This is a genomic window from Streptomyces liangshanensis (assembly GCF_011694815.1).
Classification (GTDB): Bacteria; Actinomycetota; Actinomycetes; order Streptomycetales; family Streptomycetaceae; genus Streptomyces; species Streptomyces liangshanensis.
Genome location: NZ_CP050177.1, coordinates 5,961,156 through 5,979,363 on the forward strand (window position 1 = coordinate 5,961,156; position 18,208 = coordinate 5,979,363).

Consider the following 18,208-nt stretch of genomic DNA (forward strand, 5'->3'; position numbering starts at 1 on the left):
CCGGCGATTGCGCGTCCCGCCCTCCCCAGGACGACGCCTACTCCCGTGACGCCAGCGCCAGTGTCCGCCGTGCCGCTGCCACGATCGCCGCGTCGACGAAGCGGCCGTCCGGGAGGGACTGGGCGCCGCCGTTGGTCGTCGCCGCCTCGACGACCTCGTGGGCTGCCTCGATCTCCTGGGACGTCGGCAGGTAGGCCCGCTCGATGACCGGGAGCTGCCGGGGGTGGATCGCCGCCCGCCCCAGGAACCCCAGCGCCCGCCCGTGCGCGCAGGACGCCGCCAGCCCGTCCAGGTCCTGGACGTCGGGGAACACCGACTGGGCGGGCGGCGCCAGCCCCGCCGCGCGGGCCGCCACCACGACCCGGCCGCGCGACCAGTCGAGGCCCGAGTCGTCCCGTACCCCCAGATCCGCCCGCAGGTCCGCCTCGCCGAGGCCGATCCCCCGTACCGCCGGATGCGCCGTCGCGATCGCGTAGGCGTGCTCGACGCCCATCGCCGACTCCAGCAGCGCGTACAGCGCCGTGTCCGGCGTCCTGGCCGCGATCCGGTGGATGTCGGACGCGTGCGTGACCTTCGGCAGGCGCAGGGCCGACAGCCCGGGGAGCCCGGACAGCGCGGCGGCGTCCGGGCCGTCGTCGATCCGGACATGGACCGGCGTCGCGTGCGGCACGGACAGGAACTCGGCGGTGGCCGCCCGCGCGTGCTCCTTGCGGTCCGGGGCCACCGCGTCCTCCAGGTCCACGATCACCACGTCCGCCCCCCGCGACAGCGCCTTCGCCATCACCTCGGGGCGGTCCCCGGGGACGTACAACCAGGTCAGGGGGATCGTCACAGCGCCCCCTCCGACCGCAGCGCCGCGATCTCCCCCGCCGACAGGCCGAGGCCGGCGAGGACCTCGTCGGTGTCGGCGCCGTGCGGGCGCCCCGTCCAGCGGATCGCCCCGGGGGTCTCGGAGAGCCGGAAGAGGACGTTCTGCATCCGTACGGTGCCCAGCTCGGGGTCGGGCACCTCGGTGACGGTGTCCAGCGCCCGGTACTGCGGGTCCTCCATGACGTCGCGGACGTCGTAGACCGGCGCGATCGCCGCCTCGGCCTTCTCGAACGCCGCCATCGCCTCGTCCCGGGTGTGCCGGGCGATCCAGCCGCCGACCGCGTCGTCCAGGACGTCCGCGTGCTCCGCCCGCCCGCCGCCGGTGGCGAACCACGGCTCGGCCGCCAGCTCGGGCCGCCCCACGAGCCGCATCACGCGTTCCGCGATGGACTGGGCGGACGTGGAGACCGCGAGCCAGGAGCCGTCGGAGGTCCGGTAGGTGTTGCGCGGGGCGTTGTTGCGGGACCGGTTGCCCGTACGCGGCTGGACGTAACCGAGCTGGTCGTACCAGAGCGGCTGCGGGCCGAGGACCGTCAGGATCGGCTCGATGATCGCCAGGTCGACGACCTGGCCGCGCCCGGTGGCCTGCCGTCCGGTGAGCGCGGTCATCACCGCGTACGCCGTCGCCAGCGCCGCGATCGAGTCGGCCAGCCCGAACGGCGGCAGGGTCGGCGGCCCGTCCGGTTCGCCGGTGATCGCCGCGAAGCCGCTCATGGCCTCGGCGAGCGTGCCGAAGCCGGGGCGGTGGGAGTACGGCCCGAACTGGCCGAACCCGGTGACGCGGGCCAGCACCAGCCGGGGGTTGGCCGCGGAGAGCTCCTCCCAGCCGAGGCCCCACTTCTCCAGCGTGCCGGGCCGGAAGTTCTCGATGACGACGTCCGCGTCGGCGGCCATGCGCAGGAGCAGGTCGCGGCCGCCGGGCTTCGACAGGTCGAGGGTGACCGTGCGCTTGTTGCGGCCGAGCAGCTTCCACCACAGGCCCACCCCGTCCTTGGCGGGCCCGTGGCCGCGGGAGGGGTCGGGGCGGGTGGGGTGCTCGATCTTGACGACGTCCGCGCCGAAGTCGCCGAGCATGGTCGCCGCGAGGGGCCCCGCGAAGAGCGTGGCGAGATCGAGGACGCGCAGGCCGGTGAGGGGGCCGGGGGCGGGGGGCGCCGCGGTGGTCATGAGGCCTCGATCTCGGTGCGGTACGGCATGGAGGTGGACGCGCCGGGGCGCTGGACGCAGAGCGCGGCGGCGGCGGAGGCCCAGCGCAGGGCCTCGGGCAGGGGGCGGCCCTCGACCAGGGCCACGGCGAGGGCGCCGACGAAGGTGTCGCCCGCGGCGGTGGTGTCCACGGCGGTGACGTGGGGGGCGGGGACGAGGAGCGGCTCGGTGGTCCGGGACGCGTGGAGGCTGCCGGCCTGTCCCAGGGTGATGACCACCTCGGGGACCTGCCGGAGCAGCGCCCCTGCGGCGGCGTGCGGGTCCGCGATCCCGGTGAGCACGGCCGCCTCGTGCTCGTTGGGGACCAACAGGTCGGTGGCGGCCAGCAGTTCGGGCGGCAGGGGCTGGGCGGGCGCCGGGGTGAGGATGGTGCGCACCCCGTGACGGCGGGCCGCCTCCGCCCCGGCGATCACGGCGCTCAGGGGGAGTTCGAGCTGGAGGAGCAGGGCGTCGGCCGTGGTGATGAGGGCCTCGTCGCCGGGGCCGAGGTCGGTGACGGTGCCGTTCGCGCCGGGGACGACGACGATGGCGTTGCCGCCGTCGTCGTCGACCACGATGTGCGCGGTGCCGGAGGAGCCCTCGGCGGTACGGAGGAGGTCGGTGTCGACGCAGGACGCTTCGAGGGTGTGCCGCAGCACCGTGCCGAAGTCGTCGGAGCCGACCGCGCCGATCATCGCGACGGCGCCGCCCGCGCGGGCGGCGGCGACGGCCTGGTTGGCGCCCTTGCCGCCGGGCACGGTGACGAACTCCCGTCCGGTGACGGTCTCCCCGAGCTTGGGGGCCCGGGCCGTGTAGGTGACGAGATCCATGTTGGTGCTGCCGAGCACCACGATGCCGGTCATGGGTGAAGGGCCTCCTCGGGGGCGGGGGTGGGTGCGGCGAGTGGGTGGGTGAGTTCGGCGAGGGCGTCGAAGCCGACGCCGTCGAGACCGCCGACGGAGGTGGCGAGGCGGTTCTTGAGCGGGGCGGTCCACCGCTCGGGCAGCCGGCCGGGGTGCCCGGCCAGCAGGCCGGCGACGGACCCGGCGGTCGCGCCGTTCGAGTCGGTGTCCCAACCGCCGGACACGGCACGGCAGATGGAGCCGGTGAAGTCGCCGTCGGCGTGGGTGAGGGCGGCGGCGAGCAGGGCCGTGTTGGGGACGACGTGGACCCAGTGGTAGTGGCCGAGCGCGGAGTGGAGGAGGTCGACGACGGGGTCGAAGCCGGTACGGTCGTGCTCGCCGGCGACCGCGATGCCGAGACGGACCGCGTCGGCGAGGCGGGAGCGGGGCGGGACGACGGAGAGCCCCGCGCGCAGGCACGCGTGCACGTCGCCGTCCGCGCCCTGGCCGGCGGCGGTGGCGAGGGTGGCGGCGACGAACATGGCGCCGTAGACCCCGTTGGCGGTGTGGGTCAACACCGCGTCCCGGTAGGCCTGTTCGGCGGCCGCGGCCGGGTCGCCGGGGTGGGTCCAGCCGTGTACGTCGGCCCGGATGGACGCCCCGATCCACTCGCGGAACGGGTTGTGGTGGCGGGCGGTGTGCGGGGGCTCGATCCCGCGGAGGAGGTTGCCGTACGCGACCCGCTCGGCGGTGAACGTACGCCCGGCGGGCAGCTCGTCCAGCCAGAGCTTCGCGACCTGGGCGGTGGTGAACTCCCGGCCGTGGCGCTGGAGGAGGAGCAGGTTGAGGAGTGGGTAGTTGAGGTCGTCGTCCTCGGGCATCCCGTCGATGTTCTCGGCGAGCGAGGTCGGCGCGGACCGCCGGTTCCAGGGGTACGCGGCGGCCAGGTCGGCCGGGAGGCCCTTCGCCGTGAACCAGGTGCGCAGCGGCCAGTTGCCGGTGGCGGCGGCGAGGGCGCGGATGCCGGCGAGGGGCAGCTTCTCGACGGGCTTGCCCAGCAGGCACCCGGCGGCCCGCCCGAGCCAGGCGGCGTGCAGCTGGGCGACGGTGAGGGGGGCGGGGCGGGGCCTTCCGCCCGGGACTCCCGGCCGTTCGGGGGCGGGACCGGAGGTGGTCGACGTGCGCGTCACGTCGAGGAGTTGGGACCCGTCGTCCGGGGGCGGGGTGGCGAACACCTTCAGGTCCTGGGGGCCGCAGGCCGTACGGGACGGCACGTCGGGGCGACGGGGCGTGCGGTGGTCGCCCGTGCCGGACGGCCACGCCGGGCACATCGCCTTGATCGCGGCCAGGTCGGTGGGCTCGTACACCGCCAACGGCGACTCCAACAGGGCCAGTTCGCCCAGCAGCTCGTCCGCCAGCGCCCGCAGGCGCGCCGGTGCCGCGGCCGGGGACGCGCCCGCGCGGGGCGGCGCCGGGTGGCCGCCCGCCTCCCGCCAGCGCTGTTCGATCTCCGTCGCGTCCCGGCCGTCCCGCGCCGCCTGGGCCAGTTCGTGGCCGATCAGGTCCTCGGGCTGGACCCAGGTCAGGCGCAGGTCCGCCGCCCCGCCCGCCGCCGCGCCTCTCATCGCCGCCCCGTCAGCCGGGCGAACGCGCTCTCGTGGGCGCGGCGGCGTTCGGTGTCCCGCGCGAACACCTCGTACGCGACCTCCGTCAACACCCGGGCCGGCGCCCGCAGATCGAGGCGGCTCGCCTCGGCCACCCGCTCCGTCCACTCCGCCGGGACCGCCGCCTCGCCGCCCAGCGCCCCGGCGATCGCGCCGCTCATCGTGGCGATGGAGTCGCAGTCGCGCCCGTAGTTGACCGACCCCAGCACCGTACGGCGGACGTCACCCCCGCCGATCAGCAACATGCCGAGCGCGATGGGGAGTTCCTCGATCGCGTGCAGGCGGGAGGGGCGGCGGGCGCCCAGGGAGGGGGTGCGGTAGTGGGGGCCGACGGTGTCGAACGGCGCGACCGCCTCGCGCAGCCCGCGCAGCGCGGACTCCGCGTCACCGTGGCACGCGGCGACCTCGCACACCGCCTCGATCGCGGCGCGCGTCCCGTCCTTCGCGAGCGCCAGGCACGCCTCGACGACCGAGGCGGGCGTGGCGCCCGGCAGGCACGCCGCCGCGACCGCCGCCGCGAACACCCCGGCCGCCTCGCGCCCGTACGACGACTGGTGCGCGCCGGCCACGTCCAGCGCCTCGGCGTAGGCCGCCTCGGGGTGGGCCGCGTTGACCAGGCCGACGGGCGCCATGTACATCGCCGCACCGCAGTTGACGATGTTCCCGGTGCCGGCCTCGCGCGGGTCGACGTGCCCGTAGTGCAGCCGGGCGACGATCCACTTCTCCGCGAGGAAGATCCGCTGGAGGGGGAGCGCCTCGGCCTCCAGCTCGGGGATCCACCGGGGGGTGGACATCAGGTCGGGTACGAGGTGTTCGGCGACCGCGTACGCGTCGAGGTGGTCGCGGACGGTCCCGTACACCCGGACCAGCGCGTGGGTCATCAGGGTGTCGTCGGTGACGTGGCCGTCGCCCTTGTGGTACGGCGCGATGGGGCGGGCAGTGCGCCAGTCCTCGTTCCACGGGCCGACGATGCCGGTGACCCGGCCGCCGTGGCGCTCGACGATCTGGTCGGGGGAGTAGCCCTCGACCGGGCCGCCGAGCGCGTCGCCCACGGCGGCGCCCAGCAGGCAGCCGGTGACGCGGTCAGCGAGGGTGGGGGTCTCCGGGCCGGTGCCCGGCCTCGTCGCGGAGGGGGTGGGGGGTGTGCTCACGGTCGTCATGCCGGAATTGTCCACCCGGAGAGGCCAGTTCCGTGTCTGCGAGCAGCCCGGCGAGTTCGATGAGATCGATGCCCGCGAGACGGGGGAGCGCGCAGCCCGCGAGGGTACGGCAGGCGTCCCGCCAGGCGGCCGGTACGGTGTCGCCGCCGCCGAGCGCGCCGGTCAGCGCCCCGGCGAGGGCGGGCGCGGAGTCGGCGACCCGGGACAGGCACGCGGCGGCGGGCACGGCCCCGGTCACCCGGCCCCGGGCGGCGACGGTGAGGGCGAGGGCGACCGGGACGGTCTCGGCGGCGGCGATGCCGTAGCTGTAGACGTGGTCGACGATCTGATGCTCCAGCAGGGGGACGAGGGCGAAGGCGCCGGCGTCGTCGCCGGCGTCCTCGTCGGCGGAGGCCTGGGCGAGTTTGACGGCGTGCCGGGCGTTGCGGCCGATCTCGGTGGTGCCGGGGAGCTGGGCGAGCGCGGCCTCCACGGCTGCCTCAACGCCGCCGCCGCCGAGGGCGGTCGCGACGGCGGCGGCCATGGCGCGGGCGCCGTGGACCCCGTCGCCGTCCTGCGTGTACCGGGCGTCGAACTCGGCGAGTTCGGCGGCGGCGGTGGGGTCGCCGGGGTGGACGACCGCGAGGACGACGGCCCGTACGCACGCGGCGTCGTCGAAGAAGTGCGGGTTGTCGTGGCCGGTGGCGGGCGGGCGCAGGCCGGTGGCGAGGTTGCCGAGCCCGGCCCGTACCGAGATCCGGGCGCGCAGCGGCAGCACCGCGGACTCGACCTCGGGGGCGCGGTCGGCGGCCGCGGCGATCTCGCTGGCGAGGGAGTTCCAGGCGAGGTCGACGGCGGCCCGCATGCGCCGGTCGGCGCCGAGGCCGTGGAAGAGGTCACCGGCGGCGGTGAGCACGGCCTCGGCCGCGAACGCGGCCCACTCGGCGTCGTCGGAGGGGCCGAGGCGCAGGGGCTCGGGGGGCTGGTTGAGGGCGATGGGGACGGGGAGGGTGGTGGTCGCGTTCTCCTCGGCGAAGGTGTCCAGCTCGCGGGTGAGCCGCCGGGTCCACTCGGGCATCCGGGCGGCCCGGTGCCGCGCGGCGGGCCACCCGGCGGCGTCCCCGGCGGCGAGCCCGAGGAGCAGCCCCTCGATACGCCGCGCGTCGCGGGCACCTGGCCGCGGGGACCCGCCCACGCGCACGCCCGCACCGGCCCGCCGCCGGACAGCACCGCCGGCGCGGCCACCCGTACCGCCGCCGACGCCACCGGCGCGGTCGGCGCCGCCCCCGTCCCCGTCCGCTCCCGCGCCCGGACCCGTACCTGTACCCGCGCCCGGACCCGTACCTGTACCCGTACCCGCGCCCGGACCCGTACCCGCGCCGGAACCCACACCCGGGCCGGGACCCGTGCCCGTACCCGTACCCGCGCCTGCGCGCGGACCCGTACCCGCGCCGGAACCCGTACCCGGGCCGGAAGCGGTGTCCGTGCCCGTGTCCGGAGCCAAGCCGGAACCGGGCGAGGGGTGGTCCAGGAGGCTGCCCCCGCGCGGACCGTCCGGCAGGAGCACCCCGGGGACACCCCCGGACGCGGTCAGCGGTTGTGGGTACGTTCCGGGCCCCGCCGGGGCGTACGGTCCCGGTGTGTCGCGTTCTGGCGTGCCCCGGAGTTCGCCCGGGTCGTTCCGTGTCATGCCGGGGGTGCCTCTTCCTCGTCCGGGGTGAGCAGGTCCGCGATGTCCAGGACGTGGTAGCCGCGCATCGAGGGCAGGCAGCTGCCCCGCACCGGGCCGATCGCCGAGGACCATTCCGTGGGGATGGCCCGCGCCCCCGCGAGCGCGCCCGCCAGTGCCCCCGCCACCGCCGCCGTCGTGTCCGCGTCGCGGCCCATGTTGACCGCCGTCAGGACCGACGTACGGAAGTCGCCGCGCGCCGCCGTGAACGCGCCGAAGGCCAGGCCCACCGCCTCGGGGGCCAGGTCCGTCCAGGGGTAGCCGCCGATGACCACCGACGAGCGCACCGCCCGCTCCCGCGTCAGGGTGTCCGGGTAGTCGCGCCGCGCCGCGACCACCCCGCGCCGCAGGGTCCGCGCCGTCCAGGAGTCCATCGGGATCACCGAGAGCGCCGCGGCGACCACCGACGCCGGTCCCGCGCCCGTCATCGCCGCCGCGACCCCCGCCGCCACCGCCCGGCCGCCGTAGATGCCCTCGCCGTCGTGGCTGACACTGCCGTCCACCGACACCAGCCGCGCCGCCTCCTCGGGGCGCCCCGCCGCGAACACACCGAACGGCGCCGCCCGCATCGCCAGGCCGTCGCTCCACGCGTGCCGGTGCTGTGCCGTGATGGGGGCGGCGAGGCCCCGGCGCAGGTTCTCCAGCGTGCCGCGCTCGCTGAAACCCGCGCCCCGGAACGGGCCCTCGTCCAGGTCCGCCAGCCAGTGGTGCCAGGCCTTCTCCACGTGCGCGACGGTCAGCGCCGAGCCGTGCCGGGCGAGCAGCAGCCCGGAGAAGATCGCGTACTCCGTGTCGTCCGTACCCGCCGGGTTGTCCGCGACGAAGCCCTCGATACGGCCCCAGCGGCGGCGGATCTCCGAGGGCCGCATGTTCTCGGCGGGAGCCCCGAGCGCGTCGCCGACCGCCAGGCCGAGCAGTGCGCCGCGCGCCCGGTCGCGGAGCACCGCGGCCTCGTCGCGCGCCGGATCGCATGCAATCAGCTCCATCGGTGGCCGCCCTTCCGCGCACAACGAGCCTGTTCCTGCCATCTGTGCCACGGACACGCGCGCGGGAGTCCGGGAAACGCCCCTGTCACCCGGCTGACACCACGCGAGGGCGCCGGAAGGGTGCCCGTGGATCCCGGACCGGGTGTCGCGAAGGTCGCCGGAACGGCTCGAAAGCCCTGGTAAGTACGGCCTTCCTTGCTGGCGGGCGACGTTTTTCGTGCGTACTTTCGAACATCTGGAGGGGTGGACGCCGCTCCGGCGCGTACCCGGTCCACCGCTGTGAAAGAGGAGAAGCATGTCCGTCATCGACACCGAGGCCACGCTCCACGAGGCCCACCGCGACAACCACACCCACCGTGACGTCAACGGCGGCTGGCTGCGTCCCGCGGTGTTCGGCGCGATGGACGGACTCGTCTCGAACCTGGCCCTGATGACCGGCGTCGCCGGGGGCGCCGTCTCCCACCACACCCTGGTGATCACCGGCCTCGCGGGCCTCGCCGCCGGCGCGTTCTCGATGGCCGCCGGCGAGTACACCTCCGTCGCCTCCCAGCGCGAACTGGTCCAGGCGGAACTGGACGTCGAACGCCGTGAGCTGCGCAAACACCCCACCGACGAGATGGAGGAGCTGGCCGCGCTCTACGTGTCGCGGGGTGTGGAGCCGGCGCTCGCCCGCGAGGTCGCCACGCAGCTGTCCAAGGACCCCGAGCAGGCGCTGGAGATCCACGCCCGCGAGGAACTGGGCATCGACCCGGACGACCTGCCGTCCCCGACCGTCGCCGCCGTCTCGTCGTTCGGCTCCTTCGCGCTGGGCGCCCTGCTGCCCGTCCTGCCGTACCTGCTGGGCGCCACCGCGCTGTGGCCCGCGCTGGTCCTGGCGCTCGTCGGGCTCTTCGGCTGCGGCGCGCTGGTGTCCCGGGTCACCGCCCGCAGCTGGTGGTACGGCGGACTGCGCCAGCTGCTCCTGGGCGGGACGGCCGCCGCCCTGACGTACGGCCTGGGCTCGGTCTTCGGCGCCGCCCTCTGACGCACCCCGGGGGGGCGCGAGGAGGGCGGCGGACCGCCCCTGACCTGCGCTGTGACCGATCTCCCCGCCCCTGTACCCGCGCCCGGGCGGCCCAGGATGAGAGACTGTCCGAAGGGGCCGCCCACGGCGCGCCCCCGCACCCCGCGCACAGTCGTTACCCGGCGGTTTCGAGTCCTTAATCACCGGGCATGACCTCTGGGCGCCGCGGGCAACGATGCCTGCTCCGCGTCTGCCCGGCGGGCGACGATCTGTCCGTCCGTGCCCCACATCCGCCGCTCCGGGCGGTGTCCACATGTTGGAATGTGCTATCCGCTTCCTGAGAAGCCGCCCATCATGTAACCTGCACGAAATTTCTGGAGGGCCAGCGTCGTCCCTCGGTCTATTGCATATGCCACGACGACGACGGGAGTGCCGATGCGTTCCGACGCCTGGTCGCCCATGGACGGTCGCCCCGCCCCGCAAGGGATGTACGACCCCCGTAACGAACACGACGCCTGCGGTGTCGGGTTCGTGGCCACCCTTACCGGTGTAGCCAGCCACGCACTGGTGGAGCAGGCGCTGACCGTACTGCGCAACCTCGAACACCGTGGTGCCACCGGATCCGAGCCCGATTCCGGTGACGGCGCCGGCATCCTGCTCCAGGTCCCCGACGCCTTCCTGCGCGAGGTGACGGACTTCGAGCTGCCCGAGCCCGGCGCGTACGCCGTCGGCATCGCCTTCCTCCCCGCCGACGACGCGACCGACGCCGTCTCACGCCTCGAGACGCTCGCCGCCGAGGAGGGCCTGAACGTCCTGGGATGGCGTGACGTCCCCGTCGCCCCCGGACTGCTCGGTGCCACCGCCCGCGCCACGATGCCGGCCTTCCGCCAGCTCTTCGTCGCCGACGGTACGAGCACGGGCATCGCCCTCGACCGCAAGGCGTTCCTGCTGCGCAAGCGCGCCGAGCGGGTGGGCGGGGTGTACTTCCCCTCGCTCTCCGCCCGCACGATCGTCTACAAGGGCATGCTCACCACCGGCCAGCTGGAGCCGTTCTTCCCCGACCTGTCCGACCGCCGGTTCGCCACCGCGATCGCCCTGGTCCACTCCCGCTTCTCCACCAACACCTTCCCGAGCTGGCCGCTCGCCCACCCGTACCGCTTCGTCGCGCACAACGGCGAGATCAACACGGTCAAGGGCAACCGCAACTGGATGAAGGCCCGCGAGTCGCAGCTCGGCTCCGACCTCTTCGGCGCCGACAAGCTGGAGCGCATCTTCCCGCTCTGCACGCCGGACGCCTCCGACTCCGCGTCCTTCGACGAGGTCCTGGAACTCATCCACCTCGGCGGCAGATCGCTTCCGCACTCCGTGCTGATGATGGTCCCCGAGGCGTGGGAGAACCACGACTCCATGGACCCCGAGCGCCGCGCGTTCTACCAGTACCACGCCACGATGATGGAGCCCTGGGACGGCCCCGCCTGCGTCACCTTCACCGACGGCACCCAGGTCGGCGCGGTCCTCGACCGCAACGGACTGCGCCCCGGCCGCTACTGGGTGACCGACGAAGGCCTCGTCGTGCTCTCCTCCGAGGTCGGAGTCCTCGACATCGACCCCGCGAAGGTCGTCCGCAAGGGCCGCCTCCAGCCCGGCAAGATGTTCCTCGTCGACACCGCCGAGCACCGCATCATCGAGGACGACGAGATCAAGGCGGGCCTCGCCGCCGAGCACCCGTACAAGGAATGGCTGGAGACCGGCGAGATCGAGCTCTCCGACCTCCCCGAGCGCGAGCACATCGTGCACACCCACGCCTCGGTCACCCGCCGCCAGCAGACCTTCGGCTACACCGAGGAGGAGCTGCGCGTCCTCCTCGCGCCCATGGCCCGCAGCGGCGCCGAGCCGATCGGCTCCATGGGTACGGACTCGCCGATCGCCGCGCTCTCCGCCCGGCCCCGGCTGCTCTTCGACTACTTCACCCAGCTCTTCGCGCAGGTCACCAACCCGCCGCTGGACGCCATCCGCGAGGAGCTCGTCACCTCGCTGCGCTCCTCCCTCGGCCCGCAGGGCAACCTGCTGGAGCCGACCGCGGCGTCCTGTCGCAGCGTCACGCTCCCCTTCCCGGTGATCGACAACGACGAGCTGGCCAAGCTCGTGCACATAAACGCCGACGGCGACATGCCCGGCATGAAGGCCGCGACCCTCTCCGGCCTCTACCGCGTCAGCGGCGCCGGGGAGGCCCTCGCCGCCCGCATCGAGGAGATCTGCGCCGAGACGGACGCCGCCATCGAGAGCGGCGCCCGCATCATCGTGCTCTCCGACCGGCACTCCGACGCCGAACAGGCACCCATCCCCTCGCTGCTGCTCACCGCCGCCGTGCACCACCACCTCATCCGCACCAAGCAGCGCACGCAGGTCGGCCTGCTGGTCGAGGCCGGCGACGTACGCGAGGTCCACCACGTCGCGCTCCTCATCGGGTACGGCGCCGCCGCCGTCAACCCGTACCTCGCGATGGAGTCCGTCGAGGACCTGGTCCGCGCGGGCACCTTCATCGAGGGCCTGGAGCCCGAGCAGGCGATCCGCAACCTGATCTACGCGCTCGGCAAGGGCGTCCTCAAGGTCATGTCCAAGATGGGCATCTCCACCGTCGCCTCCTACCGCGGCGCCCAGGTCTTCGAGGCCGTCGGCCTCGACCAGGCCTTCGTGGAGAAGTACTTCAACGGCACCGCCACCAAGATCGGCGGCGCCGGGCTCGACATCGTCGCCGAGGAGGTCGCCGCCCGGCACGCCAAGGGCTACCCCGCCTCCGGGATCTCCGCCAGCCACCGCAAGCTGGAGATCGGCGGCGAGTACCAGTGGCGCCGCGAGGGCGAGCCGCACCTGTTCGACCCCGAGACGGTCTTCCGCCTCCAGCACGCCACGCGCTCCCGCCGCTACGACATCTTCAAGAAGTACACGGACCGCGTGAACGAGCAGTCCGAGCGCCTGATGACGCTGCGCGGCCTGTTCACCCTCGCCTCCGGCCGTACCCCGGTCCCCCTGGACGAGGTCGAGCCCACCTCCGCGATCGTCCGGCGCTTCTCCACCGGCGCCATGTCGTACGGCTCCATCTCGCAAGAGGCCCACGAGACCATGGCCATCGCCATGAACCAGCTCGGCGGCAAGTCCAACACCGGCGAGGGCGGCGAGGACGCGGAGCGGCTGTACGACCCGGCGCGCCGCTCGTCCATCAAGCAGGTCGCCTCCGGGCGCTTCGGCGTCACCAGCGAGTACCTGGTCAACGCCGACGACATCCAGATCAAGATGGCGCAGGGCGCCAAGCCCGGTGAGGGCGGCCAGCTGCCCGGCCACAAGGTCTACCCGTGGGTCGCCAGGACCCGGCACTCCACCCCGGGCGTCGGCCTGATCTCCCCGCCGCCGCACCACGACATCTACTCCATCGAAGACCTCGCGCAGCTCATCCACGACCTCAAGAACGCCAACCCGCAGGCCCGCATCCACGTGAAGCTGGTCTCCGAGGTCGGCGTCGGCACGGTCGCCGCGGGCGTCTCCAAGGCACACGCCGACGTCGTCCTGATCTCCGGACACGACGGCGGTACGGGCGCCTCGCCGCTCACCTCGCTCAAGCACGCGGGCGGCCCCTGGGAGCTGGGCCTCGCCGAGACCCAGCAGACGCTGCTGCTCAACGGCCTGCGCGACCGCATCGTCGTCCAGACCGACGGCCAGCTCAAGACCGGCCGGGACGTCGTCATCGCCGCCCTCCTCGGCGCCGAGGAGTTCGGCTTCGCCACCGCGCCGCTCGTCGTCTCCGGCTGCGTCATGATGCGCGTCTGCCACCTCGACACCTGCCCCGTCGGCATCGCCACCCAGAACCCCGTCCTGCGCGAGCGGTTCTCGGGCAAGGCCGAGTACATCGTCAACTTCTTCGAGTTCATCGCCGAGGAGGTCCGCGAGCTCCTCGCCGAGCTGGGCTTCCGTACCCTCGAAGAGGCCGTCGGGCACGCCGAGTTCCTCGACACCGACCGGGCCGTCGACCACTGGAAGGCGCAGGGCCTCGACCTGGCGCCGCTGTTCCACGTACCGGCGCTGCCCGAGGGTGCCGTACGCCACCAGGTCGCCGTCCAGGACCACGGCCTCGCCAAGGCCCTCGACAACGAGCTGATCCGGCTCGCCGCCGACGCGCTGGGCGCCGAGAGCGCCGAGGCCGCGCAGCCCGTCCGCGCCCAGGTCGCCATCCGCAACATCAACCGCACCGTCGGGACGATGCTCGGCCACGAGGTGACCAAGAAGTTCGGCGGCGCCGGCCTGCCCGACGACACGATCGACATCACCTTCACCGGGTCCGCCGGGCAGTCCTTCGGCGCGTTCCTGCCCAGCGGGGTCACCCTGCGCCTGGAGGGCGACGCGAACGACTACGTCGGCAAGGGCCTCTCCGGCGGCCGGGTCGTCGTACGGCCCGACCGGGGCGCCGACCACCTCGCGGAGTACTCCACCATCGCGGGCAACACCATCGCCTACGGCGCCACCGGCGGCGAGCTGTACCTCCGGGGCCGTACCGGCGAGCGCTTCTGCGTCCGCAACTCCGGTGCCACGGTCGTCTCCGAGGGCGTGGGCGACCACGGCTGCGAGTACATGACCGGCGGCCACGCCGTCGTCCTCGGCGAGACGGGACGCAACTTCGCGGCCGGCATGTCCGGCGGGGTCGCGTACGTCATCGACCTCGACCCGGACAACGTCAACGCCGGGAACCTGGAAGCCGTCGAGCCGCTCGCCGACACCGACAAGCAGTGGCTGCACGACGTCGTGCGCCGCCACCAGGAGGAGACGGGCTCCACCGTCGCCGACAAGCTGCTGGCCGACTGGGACGCCTCGGCGGCCCGCTTCAGCAAGATCATCCCGACCACGTACAAGGCAGTGCTCGCCGCCAAGGACGCCGCCGAGCTGGCCGGTCTCTCGGAGACCGAGACCACCGAGAAGATGATGGAGGCGGCGACCAATGGCTGACCCTAAGGGCTTTCTCACCACAGGGCGCGAGGTCGCCAGGACCCGGCCCGTCGACGAGCGCGTCAAGGACTGGAACGAGGTCTACGTCCCGGGCTCGCTGCTCCCCATCATCAGCAAGCAGGCCGGCCGCTGCATGGACTGCGGCATCCCGTTCTGCCACCAGGGGTGTCCGCTGGGAAACCTGATCCCCGAGTGGAACGACTTCGCGTACCGCGAGGACTGGACGGCGGCCAGCGAGCGGCTGCACGCCACCAACAACTTCCCGGAGTTCACCGGGCGGCTGTGCCCGGCGCCCTGCGAGTCCGCGTGCGTGCTGGCCATCAACCAGCCGGCCGTCACGATCAAGAACGTCGAAGTCTCCATCATCGACAAGGCCTGGGACAGCGGTGACGTCACCCCGCAGCCGCCCGAGCGGCTCTCCGGCAAGACCGTCGCCGTCATCGGCTCGGGCCCGGCGGGGCTCGCCGCCGCCCAGCAGCTGACGCGGGCCGGGCACACGGTCGTCGTGTACGAGCGGGCCGACCGCATCGGCGGGCTGCTGCGGTACGGCATCCCCGAGTTCAAGATGGAGAAGTCGCACATCAACCGCCGCATCGAGCAGATGCGCGCGGAGGGGACGAAGTTCCGTACCGGTGTCGAGGTCGGCCGCGACATCGACGCGGTGAAGCTGCGCAAGCGGTACGACTCCGTCGTCATCGCCGCCGGCGCGACCATCTCGCGCGACCTGCCCGTCGCGGGCCGCGACCTCAAGGGCATCCACTTCGCGATGGAGTACCTGCCGCTGGCCAACAAGGTGCAGGAGGGCGACCTCACGGTCACGCCCATCAGCGCCGAGGGCAAGCACGTCGTGGTCATCGGCGGCGGCGACACCGGCGCGGACTGCGTCGGTACGGCCCACCGCCAGGGCGCGGCCTCCGTCACCCAGCTGGAGATCATGCCGAGGCCCGGCGACGACCGCGCGGCGCACCAGCCGTGGCCGACGTTCCCGATGCTCTACAAGGTGACCTCCGCGCACGAGGAGGGCGGCGAGCGCGTCTACTCCGTCTCGACCACGCACTTCGAGGGCGACGAGGACGGCAACGTACAGTCGCTGCACCTCACCGAGGTGGAGTTCGTCAACGGCAAGCTGGAGCAGAAGCCCGGCACCGAGCGCTCCATCCCGGCGCAACTGGTCACGCTGGCCATGGGCTTCACCGGTACGGACCGGTCCAACGGCCTGGTCGAGCAGTTCGGCCTGGAGCTGGACGAGCGCGGCAACATCGCGCGTGACGAGGACTTCGCGACCAACGTCCCCGGCGTGTACGTCGCCGGTGACGCGGGGCGCGGTCAGTCGTTGATCGTCTGGGCGATCGCCGAGGGCCGTTCGGCGGCGCGGGGAGTGGACCGGCACCTGACGGGTGCCAGCGACCTCCCGGCCCCGATCCGTCCCACGGACCGCTCCCTGACGGTCTGACCGCCGCCGCACCCGTCCCACCGCCGCACCCGTCCCACCCCAACAGACGTCCCGTACAACGGCGTACGGGCGGTGTCGGCCCGGAGAGTGATCTCCGGGCCCTCCGCAAGGCGCGGCGCCTGCCTCCAGTCCCCGACCGGACCGCCGGCAGGCGCCGTGACATGTGGTGGCGCGGCCCCGGGGCGCGCCCTACACTCCGCCGTTCTTCAGCGCGGAGGTCTTCAGCACCACCAGGACGAGCAGCACCGCGAGCGTGCCCGCGCCCGCCACCACCTGGAGCGCGGTCCGGTTCCTGGCCGGGCTGTACGCGAGCGCCAGCGTCACCGCGCCGCCCGTGAGCAGGCCGCCCAAGTGGCCCTCCCAGGACGTGAATCCGGCGGATATCACCATCCAGATCAGGAATCCCGCCATGAAGCGGTTCACGGGCGCCATGTCGTGGCCCAGCCTGCGGTGGGTGACGTAGAACGCCGCCGCGAGGCCGAACAGCGCGCCCGAGGCGCCCACCGTCGTGTCCTGCGGCGCGATCAGGTAGACCAGCACGGAACTGCCCACCGCCGACAGCAGATACACCGTCAGGTACCGGACCCGGCCCAGCTGTTCCTCCGCGAAGCGGCCCAGCGTCCACAGCGAGAACATGTTGACGACGATGTGCATGATCCAGAACGAGCCGTCGGCCGGGGACTTGTGCAGGAAGGCGCCGGTGACCAGCCGGTACCACTCGCCGCCGACCACCCCCACCGTCCTCAGCTCGGGGAATTCGGGGCCCCACAGGTACCACGTCCCGTCCGGCGCCACGCTCGCCGCGCCCAGCATGCCGAACCGGTCGACGAGGTCGGGCCGCGCCAACTCGCCCAGGTAGCAAAGGACGTTGATCGCGATCAGCGCGATCGTCACCACCGGGGCGGCGTACCCGGACACCTGCCCGCCGAAGACCGTCCGCGGCCGCCTGACCGAGCGCTGCCCCTCCCGTACGCACTCCACGCAGTGATGGCCGACGGCCGCCTCCCGCATGCAGTCGGGACAGATGTACCGGTCGCACCGCGTACAGCGGACGTGGCACTCGTACTTGGGATGGCGATAGCAAGTGGTGACCGCGGCCTCCATGGCCGGCTCCTTCGTGCGGGGTGAGCGGGGGACGTCGGCCGGTGGGGCGGCGGCGATCAAGGTAGCGAACCCCACCGACACCCCTCCCACCGCCCACCCACCCCACCCGTTCCCACCGGCAGACCCCCTCCCCCCGGAGACCAGGAGGCGTACCCTCACCCCACGCACGACAGCCGCCGAGGCAGGGGGAGTTCCATGGGTTCCGCGATCAGTCTCCGCAAGGTGGAGGAGACCGCGCCCGCGCTGGTGAACCTGTACAAGAGCGCCGCGGTCTCCCTGGAGAAACACGGCCTCGGCGGACAGCGCGCCGCTGTCCACCTCGTCCTCGACCACTCCGGTTCCATGCGCGACCACTACAAGGACGGCACCGTCCAGGCCCTGGCCGAACGGGTCCTGGGCCTCTCCGCCCACCTGGACGACGACGGCACCGTCCCGATCACCGTCTTCTCCACGGACATCGACGCCGAGGCCGACATCTCACTCGCGAACCACGCGGGCCGGGTGGCCGAGATCGTCGGCGCGCTCGGGCACATGGGCCGCACCAACTACCACCTGGCCATGGACACGGTGATCGACCGGCTGCTCGGCGAGTTCCCGCGGTGGCTGCGCCGGGCCCGGGAGCTGGGGATCGTGGCATGACGCCGCGTCTGTTGCCTGCCGGGCGGCGGGTCGGGGTGCCGTGGAAGAACGGTGGGGGGATCACGCGGGAGGTTCTGGCCGGGTTCGAGGGGGGTGGGGGGTTCGACTGGCGGGTCAGTCTGGCGGAGGTGGCCGGGGACGGGCCGTTCTCGGTGTTCCCCGGTGTCGACCGGATCCTGACGCTGGCCGAGGGGGACGGCATGGACCTCACCGTCGGCGGGCGGCGGTGGCGGGTCGGGGAGCGGTTCGTCCCGCTGGCGTTCCCCGGTGACACGCCGACGGACTGCGCGCTGCTCGGGGGACCGGTCGTCAACCTCAACGTCATGTGCCGCAGGGACCGGGCGGCGGCGCGGGTGGAGGTCGTACGGGGGCGTCTCACCGATCCCGTACGGATCACCGCCCCGGCCGCCGGCGAGACCGTCCTCGTCGTGGCCCTGGAGGGCGCGGCGGCGCTCGGCGACCTGGACCTCGGCCCGTACGACGCCGTGCTGCTCGGCCCCGGCGAGGAGCCGGCGCGGCTCAGGACCGAGGGGCGGGCCGCCGTGGTGGTGCTGCGGGCGCTCTGAGGGGGGCTCCGGCACGCCCCCCGGACCGGTCGT

The 18,208-nt window shown here is 73.6% G+C and carries 12 protein-coding genes and 1 pseudogene; 5 read left to right on the forward strand and 8 right to left on the reverse strand.

All coding sequences use genetic code 11. From position 1 onward, the window contains the following. Positions 1–37 precede the first annotated feature (37 nt). The 7 genes from HA039_RS25895 to HA039_RS25925 form a co-directional block, all read right to left on the reverse strand. Complete coding sequence (locus HA039_RS25895) at positions 38–832, reverse strand: HpcH/HpaI aldolase/citrate lyase family protein (RefSeq protein WP_279592862.1); 795 nt, start codon at positions 830–832, stop codon at positions 38–40. Continuing rightward, entirely contained in the window at positions 829–2,037 is a 1,209-nt protein-coding gene (locus HA039_RS25900) for a CaiB/BaiF CoA transferase family protein (protein WP_167033766.1), read from the reverse strand. Before HA039_RS25900 ends, HA039_RS25895 begins: the two co-directional genes overlap by 4 nt. After that, positions 2,034–2,918 (reverse strand): ribokinase, encoded by an 885-nt coding sequence (gene rbsK, locus HA039_RS25905; RefSeq protein ID WP_167033767.1) that lies wholly within the window; start codon positions 2,916–2,918, stop codon positions 2,034–2,036. Before rbsK ends, HA039_RS25900 begins: the two co-directional genes overlap by 4 nt. After that, the gene (locus HA039_RS25910; RefSeq protein ID WP_167033768.1) at positions 2,915–4,522 is read right to left on the reverse strand and encodes an ADP-ribosylglycohydrolase family protein; all 1,608 of its coding nucleotides are present in this window, start codon (positions 4,520–4,522) and stop codon (positions 2,915–2,917) included. Before HA039_RS25910 ends, rbsK begins: the two co-directional genes overlap by 4 nt. Then, positions 4,519–5,721, reverse strand: a complete 1,203-nt coding sequence (locus HA039_RS25915) for an ADP-ribosylglycohydrolase family protein (RefSeq protein ID WP_167033769.1) — start codon at positions 5,719–5,721, stop codon at positions 4,519–4,521. Before HA039_RS25915 ends, HA039_RS25910 begins: the two co-directional genes overlap by 4 nt. After that, positions 5,645–6,901 carry an ADP-ribosylglycohydrolase family protein gene (locus tag HA039_RS25920; protein WP_167037632.1) on the reverse strand — a complete coding sequence of 419 codons (1,257 nt, stop codon included), beginning with the start codon at positions 6,899–6,901 and terminating at the stop codon, positions 5,645–5,647. The genes HA039_RS25915 and HA039_RS25920 overlap by 77 nt, the downstream gene beginning before the upstream one ends. Positions 6,902–7,386: 485 nt before the next feature. Then, on the reverse strand, positions 7,387–8,415 hold the full coding sequence (locus HA039_RS25925) for an ADP-ribosylglycohydrolase family protein (protein ID WP_167033770.1): 1,029 nt from the start codon (positions 8,413–8,415) through the stop codon (positions 7,387–7,389). Positions 8,416–8,710: 295 nt separating this feature from the next. Between HA039_RS25925 and HA039_RS25930 the strand changes: the two genes are divergently transcribed. From HA039_RS25930 to HA039_RS25940, 3 genes are all read left to right on the forward strand, one after another. Next, positions 8,711–9,439, forward strand: coding sequence for a VIT1/CCC1 transporter family protein (locus HA039_RS25930; RefSeq protein ID WP_167033771.1), 729 nt, complete (start codon positions 8,711–8,713; stop codon positions 9,437–9,439). 414 nt (positions 9,440–9,853) lie between these two features. Beyond that, positions 9,854–14,413 carry a glutamate synthase large subunit gene (gltB, locus tag HA039_RS25935; protein WP_167033772.1) on the forward strand — a complete coding sequence of 1,520 codons (4,560 nt, stop codon included), beginning with the start codon at positions 9,854–9,856 and terminating at the stop codon, positions 14,411–14,413. Next, positions 14,406–15,866, forward strand: coding sequence for a glutamate synthase subunit beta (locus HA039_RS25940; protein ID WP_167033773.1), 1,461 nt, complete (start codon positions 14,406–14,408; stop codon positions 15,864–15,866). The genes gltB and HA039_RS25940 overlap by 8 nt, the downstream gene beginning before the upstream one ends. Positions 15,867–16,055: 189 nt before the next feature. Here HA039_RS25940 and HA039_RS25945 read toward each other — a convergent pair whose 3' ends face one another. Then, positions 16,056–16,970, reverse strand: a complete 915-nt coding sequence (locus HA039_RS25945) for a rhomboid family intramembrane serine protease (protein ID WP_167033774.1) — start codon at positions 16,968–16,970, stop codon at positions 16,056–16,058. Between the two features lie 195 nt (positions 16,971–17,165). Here HA039_RS25945 and HA039_RS25950 point away from each other — a divergent pair. Beyond that, positions 17,166–17,555, forward strand: a pseudogene (locus tag HA039_RS25950) (VWA domain-containing protein); the annotation flags it as partial. Positions 17,556–17,605: 50 nt separating this feature from the next. Beyond that, a complete protein-coding gene (locus HA039_RS25955) occupies positions 17,606–18,175 on the forward strand; it encodes a HutD/Ves family protein (protein WP_167033776.1) in 570 nt (189 codons plus the stop codon). Positions 18,176–18,208: the final 33 nt, after the last annotated feature.

Bases quoted from the DNA above. Each gene is read 5' to 3' on its own strand.
- HA039_RS25900 (WP_167033766.1), bottom strand. From the start codon at position 2,037: ATGACCACCGCGGCGCCCCCCGCCCCCGGCCCCCTCACCGGCCTGCGC.
- rbsK (WP_167033767.1), bottom strand. From the start codon at position 2,918: ATGACCGGCATCGTGGTGCTCGGCAGCACCAACATGGATCTCGTCACC.
- HA039_RS25910 (WP_167033768.1), bottom strand. From the start codon at position 4,522: ATGAGAGGCGCGGCGGCGGGCGGGGCGGCGGACCTGCGCCTGACCTGG.
- HA039_RS25915 (WP_167033769.1), bottom strand. From the start codon at position 5,721: ATGACGACCGTGAGCACACCCCCCACCCCCTCCGCGACGAGGCCGGGC.
- HA039_RS25925 (WP_167033770.1), bottom strand. From the start codon at position 8,415: ATGGAGCTGATTGCATGCGATCCGGCGCGCGACGAGGCCGCGGTGCTC.
- HA039_RS25930 (WP_167033771.1), top strand. From the start codon at position 8,711: ATGTCCGTCATCGACACCGAGGCCACGCTCCACGAGGCCCACCGCGAC.
- gltB (WP_167033772.1), top strand. From the start codon at position 9,854: ATGCGTTCCGACGCCTGGTCGCCCATGGACGGTCGCCCCGCCCCGCAA.
- HA039_RS25940 (WP_167033773.1), top strand. From the start codon at position 14,406: ATGGCTGACCCTAAGGGCTTTCTCACCACAGGGCGCGAGGTCGCCAGG.
- HA039_RS25945 (WP_167033774.1), bottom strand. From the start codon at position 16,970: ATGGAGGCCGCGGTCACCACTTGCTATCGCCATCCCAAGTACGAGTGC.
- HA039_RS25955 (WP_167033776.1), top strand. From the start codon at position 17,606: ATGACGCCGCGTCTGTTGCCTGCCGGGCGGCGGGTCGGGGTGCCGTGG.